Annotated in this window: 16 protein-coding genes; 9 read left to right on the top strand and 7 right to left on the bottom strand. The window is 27.4% G+C overall.

The window, feature by feature from the left end; all coding sequences use genetic code 11:
* Positions 1-11 precede the first annotated feature (11 nt).
* From GIL12_RS00625 to GIL12_RS00600, 6 genes are all read right to left on the bottom strand, one after another.
* A complete protein-coding gene (locus GIL12_RS00625) occupies positions 12-794 on the bottom strand; it encodes a UvrD-helicase domain-containing protein (protein WP_163468081.1) in 783 nt (260 codons plus the stop codon).
* 1 nt (position 795) lies between these two features.
* Positions 796-1,413: a hypothetical protein gene (locus GIL12_RS00620; protein ID WP_163468080.1), complete on the bottom strand. Its 618-nt coding sequence runs from the start codon at positions 1,411-1,413 to the stop codon at positions 796-798.
* A 6-nt stretch (positions 1,414-1,419) separates the two neighbouring features.
* On the bottom strand, positions 1,420-2,781 hold the full coding sequence (locus GIL12_RS00615) for an ATP-dependent endonuclease (RefSeq protein WP_163468079.1): 1,362 nt from the start codon (positions 2,779-2,781) through the stop codon (positions 1,420-1,422).
* A gap of 27 nt (positions 2,782-2,808) precedes the next feature.
* Entirely contained in the window at positions 2,809-4,137 is a 1,329-nt protein-coding gene (locus GIL12_RS00610; protein WP_163468078.1) for a hypothetical protein, read from the bottom strand.
* A gap of 138 nt (positions 4,138-4,275) precedes the next feature.
* Positions 4,276-5,814, bottom strand: coding sequence for a glutamine-hydrolyzing GMP synthase (gene guaA, locus GIL12_RS00605; protein ID WP_163468076.1), 1,539 nt, complete (start codon positions 5,812-5,814; stop codon positions 4,276-4,278).
* 48 nt (positions 5,815-5,862) lie between these two features.
* On the bottom strand, positions 5,863-6,267 hold the full coding sequence (locus GIL12_RS00600) for a single-stranded DNA-binding protein (protein WP_163468074.1): 405 nt from the start codon (positions 6,265-6,267) through the stop codon (positions 5,863-5,865).
* A 170-nt stretch (positions 6,268-6,437) separates the two neighbouring features.
* Here GIL12_RS00600 and polA point away from each other — a divergent pair, with 170 nt between their 5' ends.
* The 8 genes from polA (at position 6,438) to GIL12_RS00560 (ending at position 16,799) form a co-directional block, all read left to right on the top strand.
* Positions 6,438-9,221 (top strand): DNA polymerase I, encoded by a 2,784-nt coding sequence (gene polA, locus GIL12_RS00595; protein WP_163468204.1) that lies wholly within the window; start codon positions 6,438-6,440, stop codon positions 9,219-9,221.
* Between the two features lie 21 nt (positions 9,222-9,242).
* A complete protein-coding gene (gene whiA, locus GIL12_RS00590) occupies positions 9,243-10,136 on the top strand; it encodes a DNA-binding protein WhiA (RefSeq protein WP_163468071.1) in 894 nt (297 codons plus the stop codon).
* Between the two features lie 18 nt (positions 10,137-10,154).
* Positions 10,155-11,084, top strand: coding sequence for a bifunctional riboflavin kinase/FAD synthetase (locus GIL12_RS00585; RefSeq protein WP_163468069.1), 930 nt, complete (start codon positions 10,155-10,157; stop codon positions 11,082-11,084).
* Positions 11,047-11,778: a ScpA family protein gene (locus GIL12_RS00580; RefSeq protein ID WP_163468067.1), complete on the top strand. Its 732-nt coding sequence runs from the start codon at positions 11,047-11,049 to the stop codon at positions 11,776-11,778. Before GIL12_RS00585 ends, GIL12_RS00580 begins: the two co-directional genes overlap by 38 nt.
* A 13-nt stretch (positions 11,779-11,791) precedes the next feature.
* Complete coding sequence (gene murJ / locus GIL12_RS00575) at positions 11,792-13,252, top strand: murein biosynthesis integral membrane protein MurJ (RefSeq protein ID WP_163468065.1); 1,461 nt, start codon at positions 11,792-11,794, stop codon at positions 13,250-13,252.
* Positions 13,252-14,802, top strand: a complete 1,551-nt coding sequence (locus GIL12_RS00570; protein WP_163468063.1) for a TaqI-like C-terminal specificity domain-containing protein — start codon at positions 13,252-13,254, stop codon at positions 14,800-14,802. Before murJ ends, GIL12_RS00570 begins: the two co-directional genes overlap by 1 nt.
* A 128-nt stretch (positions 14,803-14,930) precedes the next feature.
* Complete coding sequence (hcp, locus tag GIL12_RS00565; protein WP_163468061.1) at positions 14,931-16,565, top strand: hydroxylamine reductase; 1,635 nt, start codon at positions 14,931-14,933, stop codon at positions 16,563-16,565.
* Between the two features lie 60 nt (positions 16,566-16,625).
* On the top strand, positions 16,626-16,799 hold the full coding sequence (locus tag GIL12_RS00560) for an ATP-binding protein (protein WP_163468059.1): 174 nt from the start codon (positions 16,626-16,628) through the stop codon (positions 16,797-16,799).
* A 57-nt stretch (positions 16,800-16,856) separates the two neighbouring features.
* On the opposite strand, the gene GIL12_RS00555 is transcribed toward GIL12_RS00560, so the two are convergent.
* Entirely contained in the window at positions 16,857-18,209 is a 1,353-nt protein-coding gene (locus tag GIL12_RS00555) for a TldD/PmbA family protein (protein ID WP_163468057.1), read from the bottom strand.
* 435 nt (positions 18,210-18,644) lie between these two features.
* On the opposite strand from GIL12_RS00555, the gene GIL12_RS00550 reads away from it, so the two are divergent.
* Positions 18,645-20,594: a [FeFe] hydrogenase, group A gene (locus GIL12_RS00550; RefSeq protein WP_163468055.1), complete on the top strand. Its 1,950-nt coding sequence runs from the start codon at positions 18,645-18,647 to the stop codon at positions 20,592-20,594.
* Positions 20,595-20,808: the final 214 nt, after the last annotated feature.

Here is a 20,808-nt window from a genome sequence, read left to right as displayed (position 1 = left end):
CCCAACTGCAGTTAATTTAAATTACTACCTTTAAAACAAGTAATAAGTAAATCATACTGTATCTGAGTAGTATCCTGAAATTCGTCTAAAAAAACATACTCATAAGTCTGTCTTAGATATTTTAAAATAAAAGGATTCATTCTTAAAATAAACTCAGAAAGCCTATTAATCATATTGAAAGAAAGTTCTGAAGGATAAATTTCACATATTTTTTTATTCCAGATGAGCTCAGAAACCTTTTCCCCTATACTATTATTAATCTTCTTTTCTAAAAATAATTTGTTTTCACATAAATACTCTCTTTCGAAAGTACTGGGATTTAAAGAATTTAATTCACATAATAAAAGATCTTTTTGTCCTTCAAAAGATCTAATTAATTCTTGCATAACAAATCTGTTGTTTAAATTAAGATCAACTTTATAATTAATTGTTGGTCTAAAATTATCTGGTAACCCATTTCTAAATCTTGATAAAATATTAACTGCAAAAGCATCAAAAGTAAATGAATCAAATCTATTAGACAATTCTTTCCCTACTCTTAACTCTACCCTATCTTTTAAATTTTTAGCTGCATCTTTTTTAAAACTTATAGCTAAAATTTTTTTTGGAAATTTACATTGATTTGTTTCTAATAAATAGCATGCTTTTTGTGCAAGTAATTCTGTTTTTCCTGATCCTGGACCCGCAGAAACAAGTATATTATTATTTATTTCTTTTACAACTTTCTCAGCATTAAATTCTAGTTTTTCAACTCCTCTAGGAGTCCAAAAATCAGTTTCTATAAATTTTCTCATATTATTCTTCTCCTAAAAGTTTTTTTGCTTTTAATACCAGTTTTCCCAATTCTTTAGGAGCTCTTTCTTTTATGTCTTCTTCCCCTATCTTAAGAAGAGCATTTAAATGTGAAACAGGCTTTCCTTTTCCTAAAAAAAGATATCTATACCAAAACCAAACATCATAATTATCATCAATTTCATATTCTGAAATATTTTCGACATACTTATTCTCTTTTTTTAAAACAGAAGCAATTGCACTTTTTATACTTTCAGTTTCAGCAGATATTTTTGGTCCTTTTCCTACTTCTATATTTTTATATGCTTCTGGAAACTTTAAAAACATTGAAAAATCTAAATCAACGGGATATGAAAAATAAATATTATATTTTTCAAACAAATTAATCCAACTCTTAACTTTAGAATCATCCTTATTTAATTTATTTACTTTCCATGTATGCATTGATTCTAATTCAACATCACTTAAAATTTTACCACTTGTTAAAATAAAATCTTCTTTTTTAATTCTATCTATTTTAAGTAACTGTTTTAAAACATATTTTATTCTTCCCCAATCTCCACCACCTCTTTCTCTATCAAAATCTAATAAAGTAATATAGGGAATATTTAATTGATCCAATAATCTCTAAAAATGATTTACATATCTCCCTCCCAGTGGGACAATAGATACAAAATCAGAATCTAGTTCAATTCCATAAGCCTCTGCAATTTTAGGAATAACAACTTCCTCACTGTCTCCTTCTCCTAAAATAACTAATCTTGAAAAATAAAGTTCTGGATAAGCTTTTATCGCTTCCTTCACGAATTTATAAGCGTCACTTTTATCCGCAGGTAATTCAATTTCTTTAACTGATGAAATCCTATCTTTATCTTGTAATACATATCTAATTTCTTCAGGATTAATTCTTTTTATTATTGATGGAGAATGACTTGTAACAATTACTTGAGACCTTTTGTTTTTAGTTATTTCTCTAAAATTTTTCATTACTTTTCCAAAATAATGTGGAGATAAATGATTTTCAGGTTCCTCAATTGCAAAAATAGTTAAACTTGGCATTAACTTCAAGTCTACACTAAAACCTGAATCTTCTTGAGAGTTTCTTAGCATTTCTTCAAGTTCAAACATGCTAGTTATTAATGAAAAATAAAATAATGATTTCATTCCATCACTTAATTTTTCCTCAGTTTCAACTGCTTCACCTGGATTTGGAGAAAATCTAGCTTCAATTTTAGATAAATGTGAGTTAAAATCATTGCTTGTTGTATTTATACTAATATTTTTATAAATTTTTTCATTAAAAAGTTTACTCCATGAACTAGAAAGTTTATTATTAAGAGTTACAAAACCCCTCTCCTCTTGAATTATTTTAGAAAGAATTTCATTTGTTTTTTCAAAATTTTCTAAGGTGTTTTCTGACCAATTAATGTTTTTTAAAAATTGATAAACTAAAGTTCCACTTGTATGTTGCATTTGTTTTTGGGGATTTCTAGTTGCTGGAATATAATAAACTTTTATTTTAGAGCGATCTGACATACTTAGAGGTATCTTATTAGAATCTTTAACTTCTTCATCACTAGAGTTTATCCAATACATTTTTTCTTCTATATCTCCATCAGGGTTACTTGTTTTTTCCCAAATAGCTTCAAGTTTTATTCTACAATAAGGTTTCCCGCCTATGGAGTCTACAGTCATTTGGTTAAAACACTCTGAAATATCAACATCTTCATTATAAAATCCTATTTTAACTTCAATACTTAACTCTCTTTTAGATTTCTTTTCTAAACTTTCACCTAGTTCTAAAAAAAAATCATTACTATTTATTTTTCTATATTTATAATCAGTCCCAAACATTCTACTTAAAGCTTCTAATATTGATGTTTTACCACTTCCATTATTTCCTATAATTCCATTAAAAGAATCTATTTTTATTTCTGTTTTATTTTTAAAACATTTAAAACCTTTTATAATTAATTTTTCAATAAACATACTTCCTCCAATTTTTATCTGAAATTATCATGCTTTAATATATGATTCTAACCAATTAGATTTAACTCCATAAAAAATTTGATGTTCAAGTATCATTTCTAAATCAGATTTATTTACCCAATTATTATTTATTGCCTTTTCAATATTCTCTTTTGCTTTATTTGAAATATTTTGTATATTACTATCTGCTAATATTGTAGAAATTTCCAAAACAATATCTTTAATTTCTTCTGTAACTTCTAATTCTAAATATTCTTTTTCTAAAATTAAAGAAAGTTCATCTAATTTCATTCCTCCAATAGCAATATAACAACGATAAATTTCCTCATAATTAATATTGTTCTCGCTATTAATCAATTCCATATTTTTTAATTTGTAACTTGTTGGATTTTTAATGATATCTTTTAATATCTTTTTTGTTACTGGCATAATTTTTAAATAATCTTCCTTAAAAATTTCATTTAATTGAAAATGTTTTGAAATAATTAATTTACAAATTGTTTTAAGATTATTTGATATATTAATTGAATTCAACTCTAAATTAAAAAAAGATTGTCCACAACATGAACTTAATTTATTATATACATTTCCGTGAGCTATATTATTTCTATTTTTAACAAAATCACTAATCAATAAATTCAATTGATTAGAGCATATCCCAAATTCATTTAGCATAAATAAAATTTTATTTTTCACTGTCTTTTCTTTTTCTAATAAAATTGATTTTATTAATTTTAAATTTTCCTGCTTTTTATTTTTTTTCTCTTCACTAGTCAAGTAGAAAGCTTTGACATAAAAATTATCTATACTCTCTTCAATATTTAATTCTAAATAATTTGAAAATTGTTTTCCATATTTTTCCGCTAAAAATTCAATTATATTAAAATAAATTAATATAGCTTCATCATTATATAAATCAGAAGCTCTATGAGTACTTTCACACTCCATAAATAAACCTTTTCTAAATCTGTCTAATACAGTTAAAATAGATTTGTCATTATTAGCTAAAAGTTTTATTAATTTATCTAAATCACTTGAATAATCTATATCATTTACAATCATTTTATTATAACTTATTATTTCTCTTTCTTCTCCTACTTCTAAAACTTCTCTAGATAATTTTTTCACATCAAAAAAAGACAAAGGATAATCAAGAATAAAAGAACAAATTCCTAATAGAGAAATACTCTCGGATCTATTTTCTTGAAAAAAACTATCATTTAATTCTGAATACTGTGTAATTTTTATTTTCTTATTTCCAAAATTTCTTATTAAGAATTCTTTAAATGAAAATTCTATATCCATTGCTATTTCACAATCTAATTCAAAAATTTTAATAATTTTATTTATAGCCATTTTTCTTCTCCTAATTTTAAAATTTATCTGCTTACAATTTTATTTAGAGTCAAATATTAAAAATTTATACCTTTAAAAAGCAAATTAAATAAATAAAACCAGAAGGGATTTCTCTCTTCTGGTTTTTTATTATTGCTACTATTCCCACTCAATGGTAGCTGGTGGTTTAGATGATATGTCATAAGTTAATCTATTGATTCCTTTTACCTCATTTATAATTCTATTAGAAACTAATTCTAAGAAATCAAATGGAAGTTTTGACCAAGTAGCAGTCATAAAGTCAATAGTGTTTGCAGATCTAAGAACTGCAGTATATTCATAAGTTCTAACGTCTCCCATAACTCCAACAGATTTTACAGGTAAAAGAACTACAAATGCTTGACTTACTTTTGTATATAAATCAGCTTTTCTTAATTCTTCAATAAATATAGCGTCAGCTTCTCTTAATATATCAGCTTTCTCTTTATCCACATCTCCTAAAATTCTGATTCCAAGTCCTGGACCTGGGAATGGATGTCTGTCAACCATATGATCTGGTATTCCAAGTTCTCTTCCAACTTTTCTAACCTCATCTTTAAATAATTCTCTTAGTGGTTCAAGAAGAGTAAAGTGCATATCTTCAGGAAGTCCTCCAACATTATGATGAGATTTAATTGTCATAGAAGGTCCTTTTACAGATTGTGATTCAATAACATCAGGATATATAGTTCCTTGTGCTAGGAAATCAACATCTTCTAATTTAGAAGCTTCTTCATTGAACACTTCAATAAATTCATTTCCAATTATTTTTCTTTTCTTTTCAGGATCAGAAACCCCTGCTAATTTTGTTAAGAATCTTTCTTCAGCGTCAACACATTTAATATTCATATGGAAATTTTCAGCATATACTTCCATAACAGTTTTTCCTTCATTTTTTCTTAAAAGCCCAGTATCAACAAAGATACAAATTAATTGATCTCCAATTGCTTTATGAATTAAAGTCGCAGCTACAGAGGAATCTACCCCTCCTGAAAGTCCAAGTAAAACTTTCTTATCTCCAACCTTTTCCTTAATGTTTTTTACAGTTTCATCTATATAGTTTGTCATGCTCCAGTTTTCTTCACATTTTGCAATGTTAAAAACAAAGTTTTTATAGATTTCTTTTCCATATTCAGTGTGAGTTACTTCTGGATGAAATTGAACTCCATAGATGTTTTTTTCTTCATTGCAACAAGTTGCAATACAAGAATCAGTATGAGCTATTTGTTTAAAACCAGGTGCCAATTGAACAACATGGTCTTGATGACTCATCCATACTTGTGAATCATTTGGAATACCTTCAAATAAAGGACTTTCAATATCATCTATTAAAAGATGAGCTTTTCCAAATTCTTGTTTAGCAGCAGCTTCTACTTTTCCCCCTAAAAGGTAATTAGTAAGTTGCATACCATAACAAACAGTAAGCATAGGAATTCCTAAATTGTATATTTCCTTATCAATCATAAAAGCATCTTCTAAATAAACAGAAGCTGGTCCACCTGATAAAATAATTCCCTTAGGCTCTCTTTCCTTAATTTTTTCAATTGGTTCAAAATAGGGAACGATTTCTGCGTAAACCCCCATCTCTCTTATTCTTCTAGCAATTAATTGGTTATATTGAGAACCAAAATCTAGAATAAGAATACTATTTTTTTTCATAATCCCTCCGTGTCGTAAATAAATTTATAAAAGTTTAGTTAAATAGCTTTAGAATGGAAATTCATCATCATCAACTGGTGCCGATGGTGCACTTGATGGTGTTGGCTTTTCATAATTTTTTTGTTCAGGTGCATGTTGTGCTCCTGCTCCTGATTTTGGTTCTAAAAATTCTATATTGGAAACTACAACATCATAAGATGTTCTTTTTTCTCCGTTCACTTCATATCTATTCATTTGTAAAGCACCTTGAACTCCTACTTTTTTACCTTTTCTCAAATATTCTCCAATAAGTTCAGCAGTTTTTCCAAATGCTACACAATTTATAAAATCAGCTTCACCCTTTTGAAATGTTCTATCAACAGCTATAGAAAATCTTGAGTAAGCCTTTCCGCTTTGACCATATTTTAGTTCTGGGTCTCTTGTTAATCTTCCAGTTAAAACAATTAAATTCATATAAAAACCTCCCAAGTTTATAATTTTATTTATAATATTTGCTCACTCAATTATAGCAAAAAATACATATAAAAACAAGAAATATACTCAAAGTATAATTTAAATAGCATTCAATTATAATGCTATATATGGTATAATTAGGAGCAAATTATAATTTGGAGGCCTAAATGATGAAGAAAATAGTATTATTAGATACAAGTGCAATAATGTATAGAGCATTTTATGCAAACATGAATTTTAGAACAAAAAATGAACCTACAGGTGCAGTATATGGATTTACCAATACTTTACTTAGTGTTATTAGACAATTTTCTCCAGATTTTATAGGTGCTGCTAAAGATGTAAAAAGAGCAACTTTAAAAAGAAGTGAAATATATAAAGATTATAAAAAAGATAGACAAGCTATGCCAGAAGATTTACTTACTCAACTTCCTAGAATTGATGAAGTACTAGATTCCTTTGGTATAGAAAAATATAAAATAAATGGATATGAAGCTGATGATGTTCTTGGAACTATTAGTAAGAAATTCTCCCGTGAAGGTTATGAAGTTTTTATAATTACAGGGGATAAGGATTTAGCTCAATTAGTTGATGAAAATATAAATATTTGTCTTATGGGTAAAGGTGAAAATGGTGGATTTAAAATAATTTCAAATAACGAGGATGTTATAGAACATCTTGGAGTTCCAGCAAATAAAATACCTGACCTATTTGGACTTATTGGGGATAAAAGTGATGGGATCCCTGGTGTTAGAAAAGTTGGACCTAAAAAAGCAATTCCCATGCTAACAAAATATAAAGATCTAGAGGGTATCTATGAAAATGTAGACCATTTAAAGGAGCTTCCTGGAATAGGACCTGGACTTATTAAAAATATAATAGAGGATAAAGAACTTGCATTTTTAAGTAGAAAGCTTGCTGTTATTAAAAAAAATATTGAAATTGATATTAAAATTGAAGATTTAGCATTTCATATAAATAGTGAAAAATTATTAGCTCTCTTTAAGGAACTTGGATTTAGAGCTCTTATTAAAAGAATGAAATTAGATGAAGTTGTTGAAAAAATAAAAGAAGCTGAAACTAAGGAACCTGAAAAGGCTGCTGAAGTTAAAAATGATGAAGTTACCTCTATTCCTAAAAAATCCTTTGAAGAAAATTCTTCTCAAATGGGACTTCTTTTTGGAAATAATGAAGTTAAGGAAAAAGTTATAGAGACTACTACTATTATAGTTTCCACAACAGATACCCTTAATAATATGATAGATGACTTAAAAGGGGAAGAGAGAATTTATTTCTATCAAGAGGGACCTGGTATATCATTTATTTCAAGAAAAACAAACTACTACATTCCACTTTTCCACAATTTAAAGTTAGGGGATACTCATACAAACTTAGATAAAAAACATTTGGAAAAAATATTTAACTTAGATAAGAAATTTGTAACCTATGATTTTAAAAATATTTTGAAAAATATATATAAATTACCTGTTGAAAAAATGGATCTTGATGAAATGCTTGCATACCACTTAATAACTTCTCAAACTAGAGTTGGTATTGAAGCTATTGCAATGAGAGAAGGTATTGAGGGAATCTATAAATATAGCGAAGTTTTTAAAAAGGAACTTCCTGAAAATATTTCAATGGAAGATTTCTCAGATTATTTAATCAAAAGAGTTAAGCTTATTAAGGAAGTATATAAGGATTTAATAGAAGATCTAAAGGATAAAAATCTCCTTGAGGTTTTACATGATATTGAAATGCCTTTAATTGAAGTTTTAAATAATATGGAAGAAAATGGAATACTAATAAACAAAGATTATTTTTCAAAAATGGGAAAAGAAGTTGGAGAGATATTAGATAGAGCTGAACAAAAAGTTTATGAAATTGCTGGGGAAGAATTTAACTTAAACTCTCCAAAACAATTGGCTGAAGTTTTATTTTTCAAATTGAATATTGATCCTGTTAAAAAAACTAAAACTGGATATTCAACTAACAGTGAAGTTTTAGAGGTACTTCATAACAGAGGAGAAGAAATTGCTAAATATATATTAGATTATAGAAAATTTTCTAAATTAAAATCAACTTATATAGACGCTCTTCCTAAGACAGCTGATAAAAATAATATTATCCACACTACATTTAATCAAACAGGAACAGCTACAGGAAGACTATCTTCATCTGATCCTAATTTACAAAATATACCTGTTAAAACAGAAGAGGGAATTGAAATAAGAGAAGGATTTATTACTAAACCAGGATATAAACTTCTTGGAATAGATTATTCACAAATAGAATTGAGAGTTCTAGCTGAAATATCAAAGGATGAAAGCTTGATAAAAGCCTACAAGGAAGATCAAGATTTACATAGTTTAACAGCTAAAAGAATATTTGACTTAAATGAAGATGAAGAGGTTACATCTAAACAAAGATCAATGGCTAAAATAGTAAATTTTAGTATTATATATGGTAAAACTCCATTTGGTCTTTCAAATGAATTAAAAATAACTAGAGCAGAAGCTGCTTCATATATTGATAGATATTTTAAAGAATACCCAAAAGTAAAGGAACTAGAGGAAAGCATCATAGAAAATGCAACTAAAACTGGTTATTCAGAAACATATTTTAAAAGAAGAAGAGACATAGATGGAATAAATTCTAAAAATAAAAACCTTAGAAACCAAGCAGATAGAATGGCAGTAAACACAGTTATTCAAGGTACTGCTGCTGAAATTATTAAAAAGGTAATGATTGAAGTATATGATGAAATAAAAGATAAAGAAGATATCCAAATGCTATTACAAGTGCATGATGAACTTATTTTCCAAGTAAAGGAAGACAAGGTAGAAGACTATAAAAAAATTATAGAAAAAATTATGGAAAATACTGTACATTTTGAAAATGTAAGGTTAAAAGTTAATGGTGCAATTGGTGAAAATTGGGCAGAAACTAAATAGTTTCAGAAAGGAGAAATATACATGTCCTATACCTACAAAGTAAAAAATGAAATTATAAAAAAATCAAGTTATACAACTAAAGAAAAAGTAGCAGAATTACGTGGAATTTTAGAGGTAAAAAATGCTATACTTGAAGATAGAATAGAGTTAAAATTAGAAAGTATTGAACTTGCCAATAGAGTATATAGAATATTAAAGGAAGTTACAACTTTAAACATAAGAGTTAAATATCTTGTAAGTAAACATTTTGGAGAACATAAGGTATATGTTATTATAATTGAAAATCAACATGGATTTAAAGATCTTTTAAGAATACTAGCAACTTGCAAAGAGGATCAGCTTCTAAAGGATGAGGAAAAAAGAGTTGGATTCATAAGAGGATTGTTTCTTATGAGTGGATATATTAAATCACCTGAAAAGGAATATGCCTTGGATTTTTTCATTGATAACATTGAAATTGGAGAAGAATTATTTAGAATATTTGAAAATTTACATAAAAAAGTTTTTATTACTGATAAAAGAAAAAAGAAACTTGTATATTTTAGAAATTCAGAAGATATATTAGATGTACTTGTTATGCTAGGTGCCATTAAAGAATTTTATAAATATGAAGAAACTACCATGATGAAAGATCTAAAAAATAAAACAATTAGAGAAATGAATTGGGAAGTGGCAAATGAAACAAAATCCTTAAACACTGGCTTGAAACAAACTAGAATGATTAACTATATTGGGAAAAAAATAGGACTTAATGAGTTAACTCCTGTATTAGAGGAAATAGCTTTTCTAAGACTTAAAAATCCTGAAAGTTCTCTTCAAGAATTAGCTGAGATGATAGGAATATCAAAATCAGGTATAAGAAATAGATTTAGACGTATTGAAGCTATTTATAAGGAACTACTAAAAGAAAATTAAAAGGAGTAAAATTTTCACATGAAAGTAATTAAAGATATATTAAAATGCGATGAAAAATTAAATAATAGTTATGTTGCACTAGGTACTTTTGATGGAATTCATAGGGGACATAGAAAACTTATACAAGGAGCTGTTGATAAGGCTAAGGAAAACAATGGTATTTCTGTTGTTTACACTTTTTTAAATCATCCTTTAGAAGTAATTTTTCCAGATAAAAAACCTAAAATGATCAATACTACAAAGGAAAAATTATTTATTTTAGAAGAACTTGGAGTTGACTATGTTGTTTTACAAACCTTTGATAATGACTTTGCAAATATTACAAAGGAAGATTTCATAGACAAAATCCTAGTTGAAAAATTAGGAGCTAGGGAAATTTTTATTGGTTTCAATTATACCTTTGGTCAAAAGGGAAGTGGAAATACAGAATTCCTAAAGGAATATACACATAAAATGGATATTAAGATAAATGTTATACCACCAATTGAATGTAGAGGGAAAATCCTTAGTTCAACTGTTATAAGAAAACTTATATTAGATGGTAAAATGGCAAAGGCTAATTTATTTTTAGGTAGACCACTTTTAATTTCTGGAATTGTTGAGCACGGTAAGAAACTTGGTAGAATGCTTGGATTTCCAACTGCTAACCTTAAAATAATGAATAAAATTTATCCTCCCTTTGGAATATATGGTGGAACTGTTAAAATTGAAGGGGAAGACATTATTCATACAGCTGTAATTAATATAGGGGAAAATCCAACTTTAAAGCCAGGAGAATTAAGTGTTGAGGTTCATATTCTAGATTTTCAAGGGGATTTATATGGAAAAAGAATTTATGTTAACTTGGAAAAACACTTACGTGATGAGAAGAAATTCGACTCTATTGAAGAATTAGTAAAAGGAATTGGAAATGACGTTAAAAGATGGAGAAAATTTAAAAGAAAATAAAAATGAAATTGTTTTTAAACTTGACAATTTTGAAGGTCCCTTGGAACTTTTGATTTATTTAATTGATAAGAAAAAAGTTAAAATATCTGAGGTTAAAATTTCACAAATAATTGATGAATATTTGGAAATTATGGAGGACCTTAAAAATCAATCTTTAAATGTTAAGGTTGAATTTTTAATTATGGCCACTGAACTTTTGGAAATAAAAGCCAAATCAATACTTAGCATTGATAAGGAAAAAAATTCTGAAAAGGAACTTAAAAGAAAATTAGAAGAATATCAGTTATTTAAAAAAGTTACTGCTGAAGTAAGAAAATTTGAAAACGAATTTAATATTTCCTACTCAAAAAAAGATGGTAAAGAAATTAAAAAAATCCAAGCAAAGGAATATGATTTAAATAAACTTACCCTTGAAGATGTATGCAAAAGCTATACAAAATTTATTAATAGACAAGAAAATGAATTCATTGAAATAAAATATGAAAAAACATATTCCATAGAGGAAGAAAAGGAAAAAATTCTTCTATGTGTGTATGAAAAAGAAAAATCTTTAGATGAAATATTTGAAATTTCAGAAAATAGGATGCATCTAGTTTATATTTTCCTAGCCTTGCTTGACTTTTATAAAGATGGAAAAATTGATATAATTTCAACAAGTGAAACTATATTCATAAAAATAATTTCAACAAGATAATTCTGGAGGATATATGTTTAAAAGTGGATTTTTTATGATGATAATAACTTTAGTTAGTAGGGTATTGGGACTAGCTAGAAGTGTAGTTATAGCATATTATTTTGGAGCATCTGCTAGTACAGATGCTTTTTTTAGTGCCTTTAAAATAAGCAATTTTTTTAGGCAACTACTTGGGGAAGGGGCACTTGGAACATCATTTATTCCCCTTTACAACGAAAAGGTTAAGTTACAAGGGGAAGAAGAGGGAAGAAATTTTATTTTTTCCATTATGAATATTGTTTTAATTTTCTCTGTTTTAGTTGCTGTTTTTACCGCTGTATTTTCTAAGGAAATAATAAGTGTTATTGTTGGTGGTTTCTCCTATGAAACTCAAATGATGGCTTCTTATTTACTTAAAATTATGTCATCTTATTTTATATTTATAGCTCTTGCTGGTATGATAGGTGCTATTTTAAACAATTTTAAATGCTTTGCCCTACCTGCATCAACATCTATATTTTTTAACATAGCAATTTTAGGTTCTGCTATTTTATTTGGAAGACAATATGGTGTTAAAGCTATGGCCTATGGGATTTTATTAGGTGGAGCAATGCAGTTATTACTTGTGGTTCCAACCTTTTTAAAGAAAGTTAAGGGATATAAATTTAAAATAATATTTAAGGATGAATACTTAAAAAAATTAATGTTTTTAATAGTTCCAATGCTAATTGGAATATTTGCAAGACAGATAAATACAATGGTGGACCAATTCTTTGCATCATATTTACAAGCTGGGGGAGTTTCTGCCTTGGAAAATGCAACTAGACTATATTCTTTACCTATTGGAGTTTTTGGAGTATCTGTTTCAACTGTTATTTATCCAACTCTTTCAAAAAAAATAGTTGATAAGGATTTTAAAGCTGTTGAAAATAATATTATAAAGGGGTTAAATATATTACTGTTCTTTGTTATCCCTTCCATGGGAGTATTTTGTTTTTACTCACAAGAAGTTGTTTCTCTTTTATTTGGTTATGGTAAATTTGATGCAAATGCTGTTAGCATAACTGGTAGTGCCTTACTTTTCTATTCTATAGGTCTTTATTTTTACACAGCTATACACTTACTTACTAGAGCCTTTTACGGAATGAAAAACAGTAAAGACCCTGTTAAATTTTCTGTTATTTCAATAATTATAAATATTCTTTTAAACGCTCTTTTAATAGGACCTTTAAAGTATAAGGGCCTTGCACTTTCAACATCAATTGCTGCTATTTGTAATTTTTCTTTATTGTTTTACACATTTAGAAAAAAATATATTAATTTAAATTTAAAGTCAATAATACAGTTTAAAATAAAAGTTTTAATAAGTACTGGATTAAGTATTTTAGGAAGTTTCTATATAGATAACATCATTATCAAGCTAATTGTGTTCTCAATGATTTATTTATCTTTATGGGCCTATCCTATATATAAAAAAAGATTAGAGGTATTTTAATGGGAAAAAATAATTTTAAAGTTTATACACCTTCTAAATATGCTGAAATTATAACAACTTTAGCTCTTAAATATTACTTTCAAGATGTATATTCAAAGAAACAACTAGATAAACTAAGAATCATAGATTTATCCTGTGGTACAGGAAATCTTCTCTGTTTAACTCTTGAGAAATTGATAAAGATATCCTTTAAAATTAATGGGGAATATTCGTATAATCCTTCGTGGATACAAGGTTATGATTTGGATAAAAATGCTGGTGAAAAATTTCAAAGAAATGTTTTTGAAATTTTAAAAAAGTATAACTTAAATGGAGAAATATTATTTGAAAATAAGGATGGAATCCTAAGTGATATTAATGAAAAATATGATATTGTTTTAGGTAATCCTCCATACATTGGAGAAAAAAATAATAAAGAACTGTTTAGTAAAATTAAAGAAACTGATTTTGGAAAATTATATTATGAATCTAAAATGGATTATTTTTACTTTTTCATAGAAAAAGCAATAGAAATATTAAAGCCAGATGGGATACTTTCATATATAACCACCAATTACTGGTTAAAGGCAGACAGTGGTAAAACCCTTAGATATTTTTTAAGAAGGAATGGAAAATTTCTTGAAATTAACAATTTTAATATGTCTGTTTTTGAAGAGGCACCAGGACAACATAATGTTATCTTTCTTTGGAAAAAAACAAATGACAACCTTATTTCTAATAGTAAAGATTTTAAAGTAAATGTAACTTTGGAAAATATTAATTTTATAATGAGAGAAGAAGATCTATATAGTAGTGAAGAAAAAATTCTTTTAATAAAGGAAAATGATCTTAAGTTTAATAAAAGAATTGAAGATAAATCAAACTATAAACTAAATGAACTTTTCCATGTGAATCAAGGGATAATTTCTGGCTGTGACAAGGCTTTTGTATTAAAAGAATATGATAAAAAATTTAAAGAATATTTAAAACCAATGTATAAAAATAAGGATATATTAAAATATTCTTACACTAAAGAAAATAAATTTTGGATTCTCTACATTGATAAAAATGTAAAAATTAATAGTTATCTTAGAAATCATCTTCTAGAATATAGAGAAAAATTAGAAAATAGACGGGAAGTTAAAAGTGGAAGAATAAGTTGGTATGAACTTCAATGGTCTAGAAAAGAAAATATTTTCTTAGAGGAAAAAATAATAGTGAGACAAAGATGCAAAACTAATTTATTTGCCTATTCAAATGAACCCTTCTATGGAAGTGCTGATATTTATTATTTAACTCCTAAAGAAACAGGATTTAATATTTTTTATATCCTAGGATTTTTAAATTCAGATGTTTTTTATAGATGGTACAAATTAAATGGTAAATCCAAGGGATATAACTTGGAATTTTACTCTACCCCTTTAAAGGAAATACCTATCTATTACCCTGATAACACTTCAGAAATACAATATATTGAAAATTTAGTAAGAGATCAAATAAAAATCTATTGTGAAAGTAGACAAGATAAAATAAATTCATATTTTAAAAATATTTTTAAACAAGTTAAATAATTCTATCTCTTTTTAAAGTTAATATTTAGGGATTAATTTTATAAAAAAATTTTAAACTAAATCTCCCTTATAAAAGTCATAATGTTATAGGGAATTTTTTATTTATTAAAACTAGGAGGAGGAAATTAATGGAAGAAAAAATGTTTTGTTGGCAATGTCAAGAGACTGCAAGAAATACTGGGTGTACTATCAAAGGGGTCTGCGGTAAAAATGACACAGTTGCTAGAATTCAAGATTTATTAATTTATGCAACTAAAGGACTTTCAGAGGTAACAACTAGATTAAGAAATCAAGGGGAAAAAATCACCAAGGAAACAAATCGTTTAATTACATTGAATCTTTTTATAACAATCACAAATGCTAATTTTGATGGAGAAGCTATAAAAGATAGAATTGAAAAAACATGTGCTTTAAGAGATGAATTAATCAAAAAACTTAAAGATAAAACAGGTTTATCAAAGGCTGCTTTATTCCAAGATAAAAGAGAAAATTTTGAAATTTTCCATGAAGGTGTTGGAGTACTAGCAACTAAAGATGAAGATATTAGAAGTCTTAGAGAATTAGTTATTTACGGAATAAAAGGAATCTCTGCATATGCTAAACATGCTGATGTTTTAAAAAATAATAATGAAGAAATTGATATATTTATCCAAAGAGCTTTAGCTAAAACTTTAGATGATAGTTTAACAGTTGATCAGTTAGTTAATTTAACTTTAGAAACAGGAAAATATGGTGTTGAAGCAATGGCCTTACTTGATAAAGCTAACACTGAAACATATGGAAACCCTGTAATAACTACAGTTGATTTAGGAGTTAGAAATAATCCTGGAATACTTGTGTCTGGTCATGATTTAAGAGATTTAGAAATGTTATTTGAACAAACAAAGGGAACTGGTATAGACATTTATACTCATAGTGAAATGTTACCAGCTCATTATTATCCTAAATTCCAAAAATATGATAATTTTGCAGGAAACTATGGAAATGCTTGGTGGAAACAAAAAGAAGAATTTGAATCTTTCAATGGTCCAATTCTTATGACAACAAACTGTATTGTACCACCTAAGGATTCTTATAAAGATAAAATATTTACAACAGGTTCAGCTGGATACCCAGGATGTAAGCATATACCTGGAGAAGTTGGAGAAATTAAAGATTTTTCTGAAATTATAGAAATGGCAAAACATTGTAAAGCACCAAAAGAAATAGAAACAGGAACAATAGTTGGAGGATTTGCTCATAATCAAGTTATAGCTTTAGCTGATAAAGTTGTTGCAGCTGTTAAATCAGGAGCTATTAAAAAGTTTGTAGTTATGGCAGGTTGTGACGGAAGACAAAAGGGTAGAGATTACTACAGTGAATTTGCAAAGGCTCTTCCTAAAGACACTATTATCTTAACTGCTGGTTGTGCTAAATATAGATATAATAAATTAGATTTAGGAGATATAGGTGGAATTCCTAGAGTCTTAGATGCTGGGCAATGTAACGATTCTTATTCCCTTGCAGTAATAGCTCTAAAATTAAAAGAAGTATTTGGACTTGAAGACATTAATGAACTTCCTATTATATATAATATTGCTTGGTATGAACAAAAAGCTGTTATAGTATTACTTGCTCTATTATACTTAGGAGTTAAAAATATTCATTTAGGACCAACATTACCTGCTTTCCTATCACCAAATGTAGCTAAAGTATTAGTTGATACTTTTGGAATAGCTGGAATTGGAACTGTTGAAGATGATATTAAATTATTTTTTGAATAAACAAAACTAGTTTACTATAGGTTGATATTTTTTACACTTTTAAAGTTTAGGAGGATGTGTATGCATATAATTGACGAAGAAGGTTGTATTGGATGTGGAGCTTGTTCTGAAGTTTGTCCTGTGGATGCTATAGCAGCTACAGAAGAAGGTAAATATAGAATTAGCGATACTTGTATTAACTGTGGAGCTTGTGTTGAAGTTTGCCCTGTGGGAGTTATATCTTCAGGAGAATAAAATATTTAAAATCTCAAAAGGGGGCTGTTTTTTAACAGCCCCCTTTAATTTTTATTTTTAATTTTTAGTATCAGTTTCTATATTTAATCCTTTAACTAAAACAGATGGACAACCTATTCCAGAGGAATCAAATTTTAAATCATTTCCTATTTTAATTATATCCTCTAATAAATTATAGAAGTTCCCAGCTATTGTAATTTGATTCAAAGCTTTGCTTAATTTTCCATCTTTAATGTAGAACCCTTCCCCTGCCAATGAAAAATCTCCAGATATTGAATTTAATCCTGAATGTAATCCTGCAAAACTAGTTACAAAAACTCCCTCACCTAATTCTTCAAACAATTTTTCAAGAGAAGCATCACCATTTTTCAAATATAAATTATAGCATGAAGTTCCTATAGTACCTTTGAAACCACTTTTACTTGCATTTCCTGTTGATTTTACTCCATCTTTTTTTGCAGTTTTCAAATTATATAAATAAGTTTTTAGTACTCCATTTTTTATAATTTCTTTATACTCTGTGGGAACACCTTCAGCATCAAAGGAAGAGTTAGAATAGCCATCCTTTAAAAATGGATCATCTATTAAAGTTACATTTTCATTTGCAATGGTATCATTTAGTTTCCCCTTTAATTTAGATACTCCCTTTTGAACTGATTCAGCATAAAAATTTCCAAGCATACTTCCTATTAAAGATGCTAAGGTTGTATTTTCTATAACACATAGTTTATTATTTAAAGATACATTAACAACATCTAGTTTAGAAAGAGCTTTTTTAACAACTTTATCCCCTAACTTCTTATAATCAAAATCAGAAAATCTTTTTCCAATTTTAAAATCATAATCTGTTTTAATTTTAGAACCATCTGAAACTGAAACTGAAATAACTGTATAGGCGAAATTTCCAATATCCCTTAAATCTATTCCCTTGGAATTTTTTATTATTCTTTCTCCCTTTCCAATTACAAAGGCACAATTATTTACATTTTTTATTCTCTTATCTAAGGATTTTACATAATCTTCCATTTTAAATAGAAATTCTTTAATTTCTTCTATTTTAATATTATCTAAATCCTCACTATAAGTTTCTGTTTCCCTATAGTCACATTTTTCACCAAATATAATTTGTTCATCTGTATTTTCTATTATAGATGCATTCTCTTTAGCTTCATTAATTAAAAAGTTTACATCCTCTTCATCAAAACTTTCACTGTAAGAATAACCCATTTTCCCATGAAATTTTCCCCTAAAGGAAATTCCTTGATTTGTATTGTCTGAAAAAGAATCCACCTTGCCATTGAAAATTTTTAATGAGGTATTTTCCCCTGATATATAATAAACTTCAAATTCTTCTATTTTAAGTTCTTTAGCTCTCTGAAAAAGCTTTTCTATAAATATATTTTTATTCATTTTCCCTCCTAATTATAGTATATATTAATTATAACATGTATTTAAAAAAAAATTATAGCATTTTTTCACCAATTTTTTTTGATTTAATATAATTTTAACTCTTATTTGACTTTGTTAACTCTAAATTAATATTAAAAATATAATGATGATTATATTTTGCTCTAAAATCATCATTATTCAATATATAATTATAAAAAATTATTAAACTTATACAATTATACTATTTTTAACTTGTTTATTTATAAGGATTAAAATCAACTCAACTAAAATATTCAATATATATATACCTAAAAGAGTTTATTTTACTCTTTATAAAGACTAATTTTTCATCTGTTAAGTAATATTTAAATTTTTATGTTTGTATTTTACAAATTTCATAGTATAATAATATATATAAGAATAATTTTATTAATTTATTTAATTTAGGAGGAAATAATGTTTGAAAATAATCTTTTTAGCGGTAATAAACAAGTTATCATACAGAGTTCTGTAGGTTCTGTTTTTTCTTCTACAGCTGAAAAAGAATTAAAAGCAGCTATAAAAAAGGGAAACAACGCCATTGCAATTTCAGGAAGAGTTGTTAATCCTGGTGTTTATGAAATATCTGAAGGGTTATCTCTAAAGGATGTAATTGAGTTAGCTGGTGGTATAACTGGAAAGAAAAAATTTAAAGCAGCTCAATTTGGGCTACCATTTGGAGGATTTATAACTGAGGAATTTTTAAACACTCCAATAGACTATAAATTATTTAGTAAAAATAACAATAGAAGCATCATTATTTTATCAGAAGAGGATTGTATTATTTCTTTTTCAAAATTCTACATTGAATTTTTACTTGGAAAAATGCAACAAAGGGGATATTTAGGATATTCTAGAGTTCAATATGAAATAGAAAGAACTTGGAGAGTACTTGAAAGAATCTCAATGGGAAAAGCAAATATGAGAGATGTTTTTCTTTTAAGACAATTGTCTGAAGCTATAAAAGAAGCTTTAAATCAAGAAAATAATCTAGTGCTTGAATCAATTGATAAATTTTATGATGAATATAAATGTCATATAGAAAATGGAAACTGTCCTGCTGGACAATGTATTCAACTTTTGAAGTTCAAAATTACAGATAGATGTATAGGTTGTACTGCCTGTACTAGAGTTTGTCCTGTTAATTGTATTTCTGGAGAATTAAAAAAGAGACATAAAATAGATAATGACAAATGTACCCACTGTGGTCAATGTGTTGTTGCTTGTCCTGTTGGAGCAATCTTTGAAGGGGATCATACAATACAATTACTTAGACATATTGCAACTCCTAATAAAGTAGTTGTTGCACAAATAGCCCCAGCTGTGAGAGTTGCCATTGGTGAAGCTTTTGGTTACGAAGCTGGAGAAAACTTAGAAAAAAAATTAGTTGCTGCACTTAAAAAAATAGGTGTTGACTATGTTTTTGATACAAGTTGGGCAGCTGACCTTACAATAATGGAGGAAGCTACTGAATTTCAAAAAAGGCTAAAAAGATTTTATAATGGAGATGAGGTAAAACTTCCAATTCTAACTTCTTGTTGTCCTGCATGGATAAAATTCTTTGAACAAAGTTATCCTGATATGTTAGATGTTCCTTCATCTGTTAAATCACCTATGGAAATTTTTTCAACTGTAACAAAGGATTTATGGGCAAAGAATTTAGGATTAACTAGAGAACAAGTTTCTGTAGTTGCTATTATGCCTTGTTTAGCTAAAAAATATGAGGCTTCAAGACCTGAGTTTTCAAGGGGAGATAACTATGATACAGATTTTGTTATTACCACTAGAGAGTTAATTAAAATATTCAAACAATCAGATATAGATTTAAGAGATATGGAAGATGAAGAATTTGATGCTCCTTTAGGAGAATATTCTGGAGCTGGTATTATATTTGGAAGAACTGGTGGAGTTATTGAAGCAACAACAAGAACCACAGTTGAAATGATCACTGGGGAAAGATTAGAAGATATAGAATTCCATGAACTTAGAGGATGGGAAGGATTTAGAACTGCTGAAATTAAACTTGGAGATGTTGAACTTAGAGTAGGAATTGCCCACGGATTGGAAGAAGCTGCAAAAATGCTAGATAAAATAAGAGCTGGAGAAGAATTTTTCCATGCTATTGAAATTATGGCATGTAAAGGTGGATGCGTCGGTGGAGGTGGACAACCTAAAGCTAGAAATAAAATGGAAGTTCTTAAGAAAAGAGCTGGGGGATTAAATAAAATAGATAAAAACAAAGTAATTAGAAGATCCCATGAAAATGAATCAGTTAAAGCTATTTACAGGGATTATTTAGATTATCCAATGAGTAGAAAAGCTCATGAATTATTACATACTAAATATTTCCCAAAATTAAAATACTAAAAAGCCTACAAACTCACTTTAAAACCGTTATATTTATATAGCGGTTTTTTTTATATGATTAATACAGCTAATATGATATAATTTTTCTGGTTCTTTGTCAACTGGTGTTGGTGGAGAAAAATAAAAAAATAAATAATGTTTTTGTTCCTTCAGCTTTATGCTGAAGGAATTTTTATTTTTGTTAAATTGCTATAAATTAAAATTCTATTTCTTA

The organism is Fusobacterium sp. IOR10 (assembly GCF_010367435.1).
In the GTDB taxonomy this organism is placed as follows: Bacteria; Fusobacteriota; Fusobacteriia; order Fusobacteriales; family Fusobacteriaceae; genus Fusobacterium_B.
Note: the sequence above shows the minus strand (reverse complement) of the source record. Positions and strands in the feature narration are given on the sequence as shown.

Coding starts and splice junctions, on each gene's coding strand:
- GIL12_RS00625 (WP_163468081.1), bottom strand. CDS start 794: ATGAGAAAATTTATAGAAACTGATTTTTGGACTCCTAGAGGAGTTGAA.
- GIL12_RS00615 (WP_163468079.1), bottom strand. CDS start 2,781: ATGTTTATTGAAAAATTAATTATAAAAGGTTTTAAATGTTTTAAAAAT.
- GIL12_RS00610 (WP_163468078.1), bottom strand. CDS start 4,137: ATGGCTATAAATAAAATTATTAAAATTTTTGAATTAGATTGTGAAATA.
- guaA (WP_163468076.1), bottom strand. CDS start 5,814: ATGAAAAAAAATAGTATTCTTATTCTAGATTTTGGTTCTCAATATAAC.
- GIL12_RS00600 (WP_163468074.1), bottom strand. CDS start 6,267: ATGAATTTAATTGTTTTAACTGGAAGATTAACAAGAGACCCAGAACTA.
- polA (WP_163468204.1), top strand. CDS start 6,438: ATGAAGAAAATAGTATTATTAGATACAAGTGCAATAATGTATAGAGCA.
- whiA (WP_163468071.1), top strand. CDS start 9,243: ATGTCCTATACCTACAAAGTAAAAAATGAAATTATAAAAAAATCAAGT.
- GIL12_RS00585 (WP_163468069.1), top strand. CDS start 10,155: ATGAAAGTAATTAAAGATATATTAAAATGCGATGAAAAATTAAATAAT.
- GIL12_RS00580 (WP_163468067.1), top strand. CDS start 11,047: ATGACGTTAAAAGATGGAGAAAATTTAAAAGAAAATAAAAATGAAATT.
- murJ (WP_163468065.1), top strand. CDS start 11,792: ATGTTTAAAAGTGGATTTTTTATGATGATAATAACTTTAGTTAGTAGG.
- GIL12_RS00570 (WP_163468063.1), top strand. CDS start 13,252: ATGGGAAAAAATAATTTTAAAGTTTATACACCTTCTAAATATGCTGAA.
- hcp (WP_163468061.1), top strand. CDS start 14,931: ATGGAAGAAAAAATGTTTTGTTGGCAATGTCAAGAGACTGCAAGAAAT.
- GIL12_RS00560 (WP_163468059.1), top strand. CDS start 16,626: ATGCATATAATTGACGAAGAAGGTTGTATTGGATGTGGAGCTTGTTCT.
- GIL12_RS00555 (WP_163468057.1), bottom strand. CDS start 18,209: ATGAATAAAAATATATTTATAGAAAAGCTTTTTCAGAGAGCTAAAGAA.
- GIL12_RS00550 (WP_163468055.1), top strand. CDS start 18,645: ATGTTTGAAAATAATCTTTTTAGCGGTAATAAACAAGTTATCATACAG.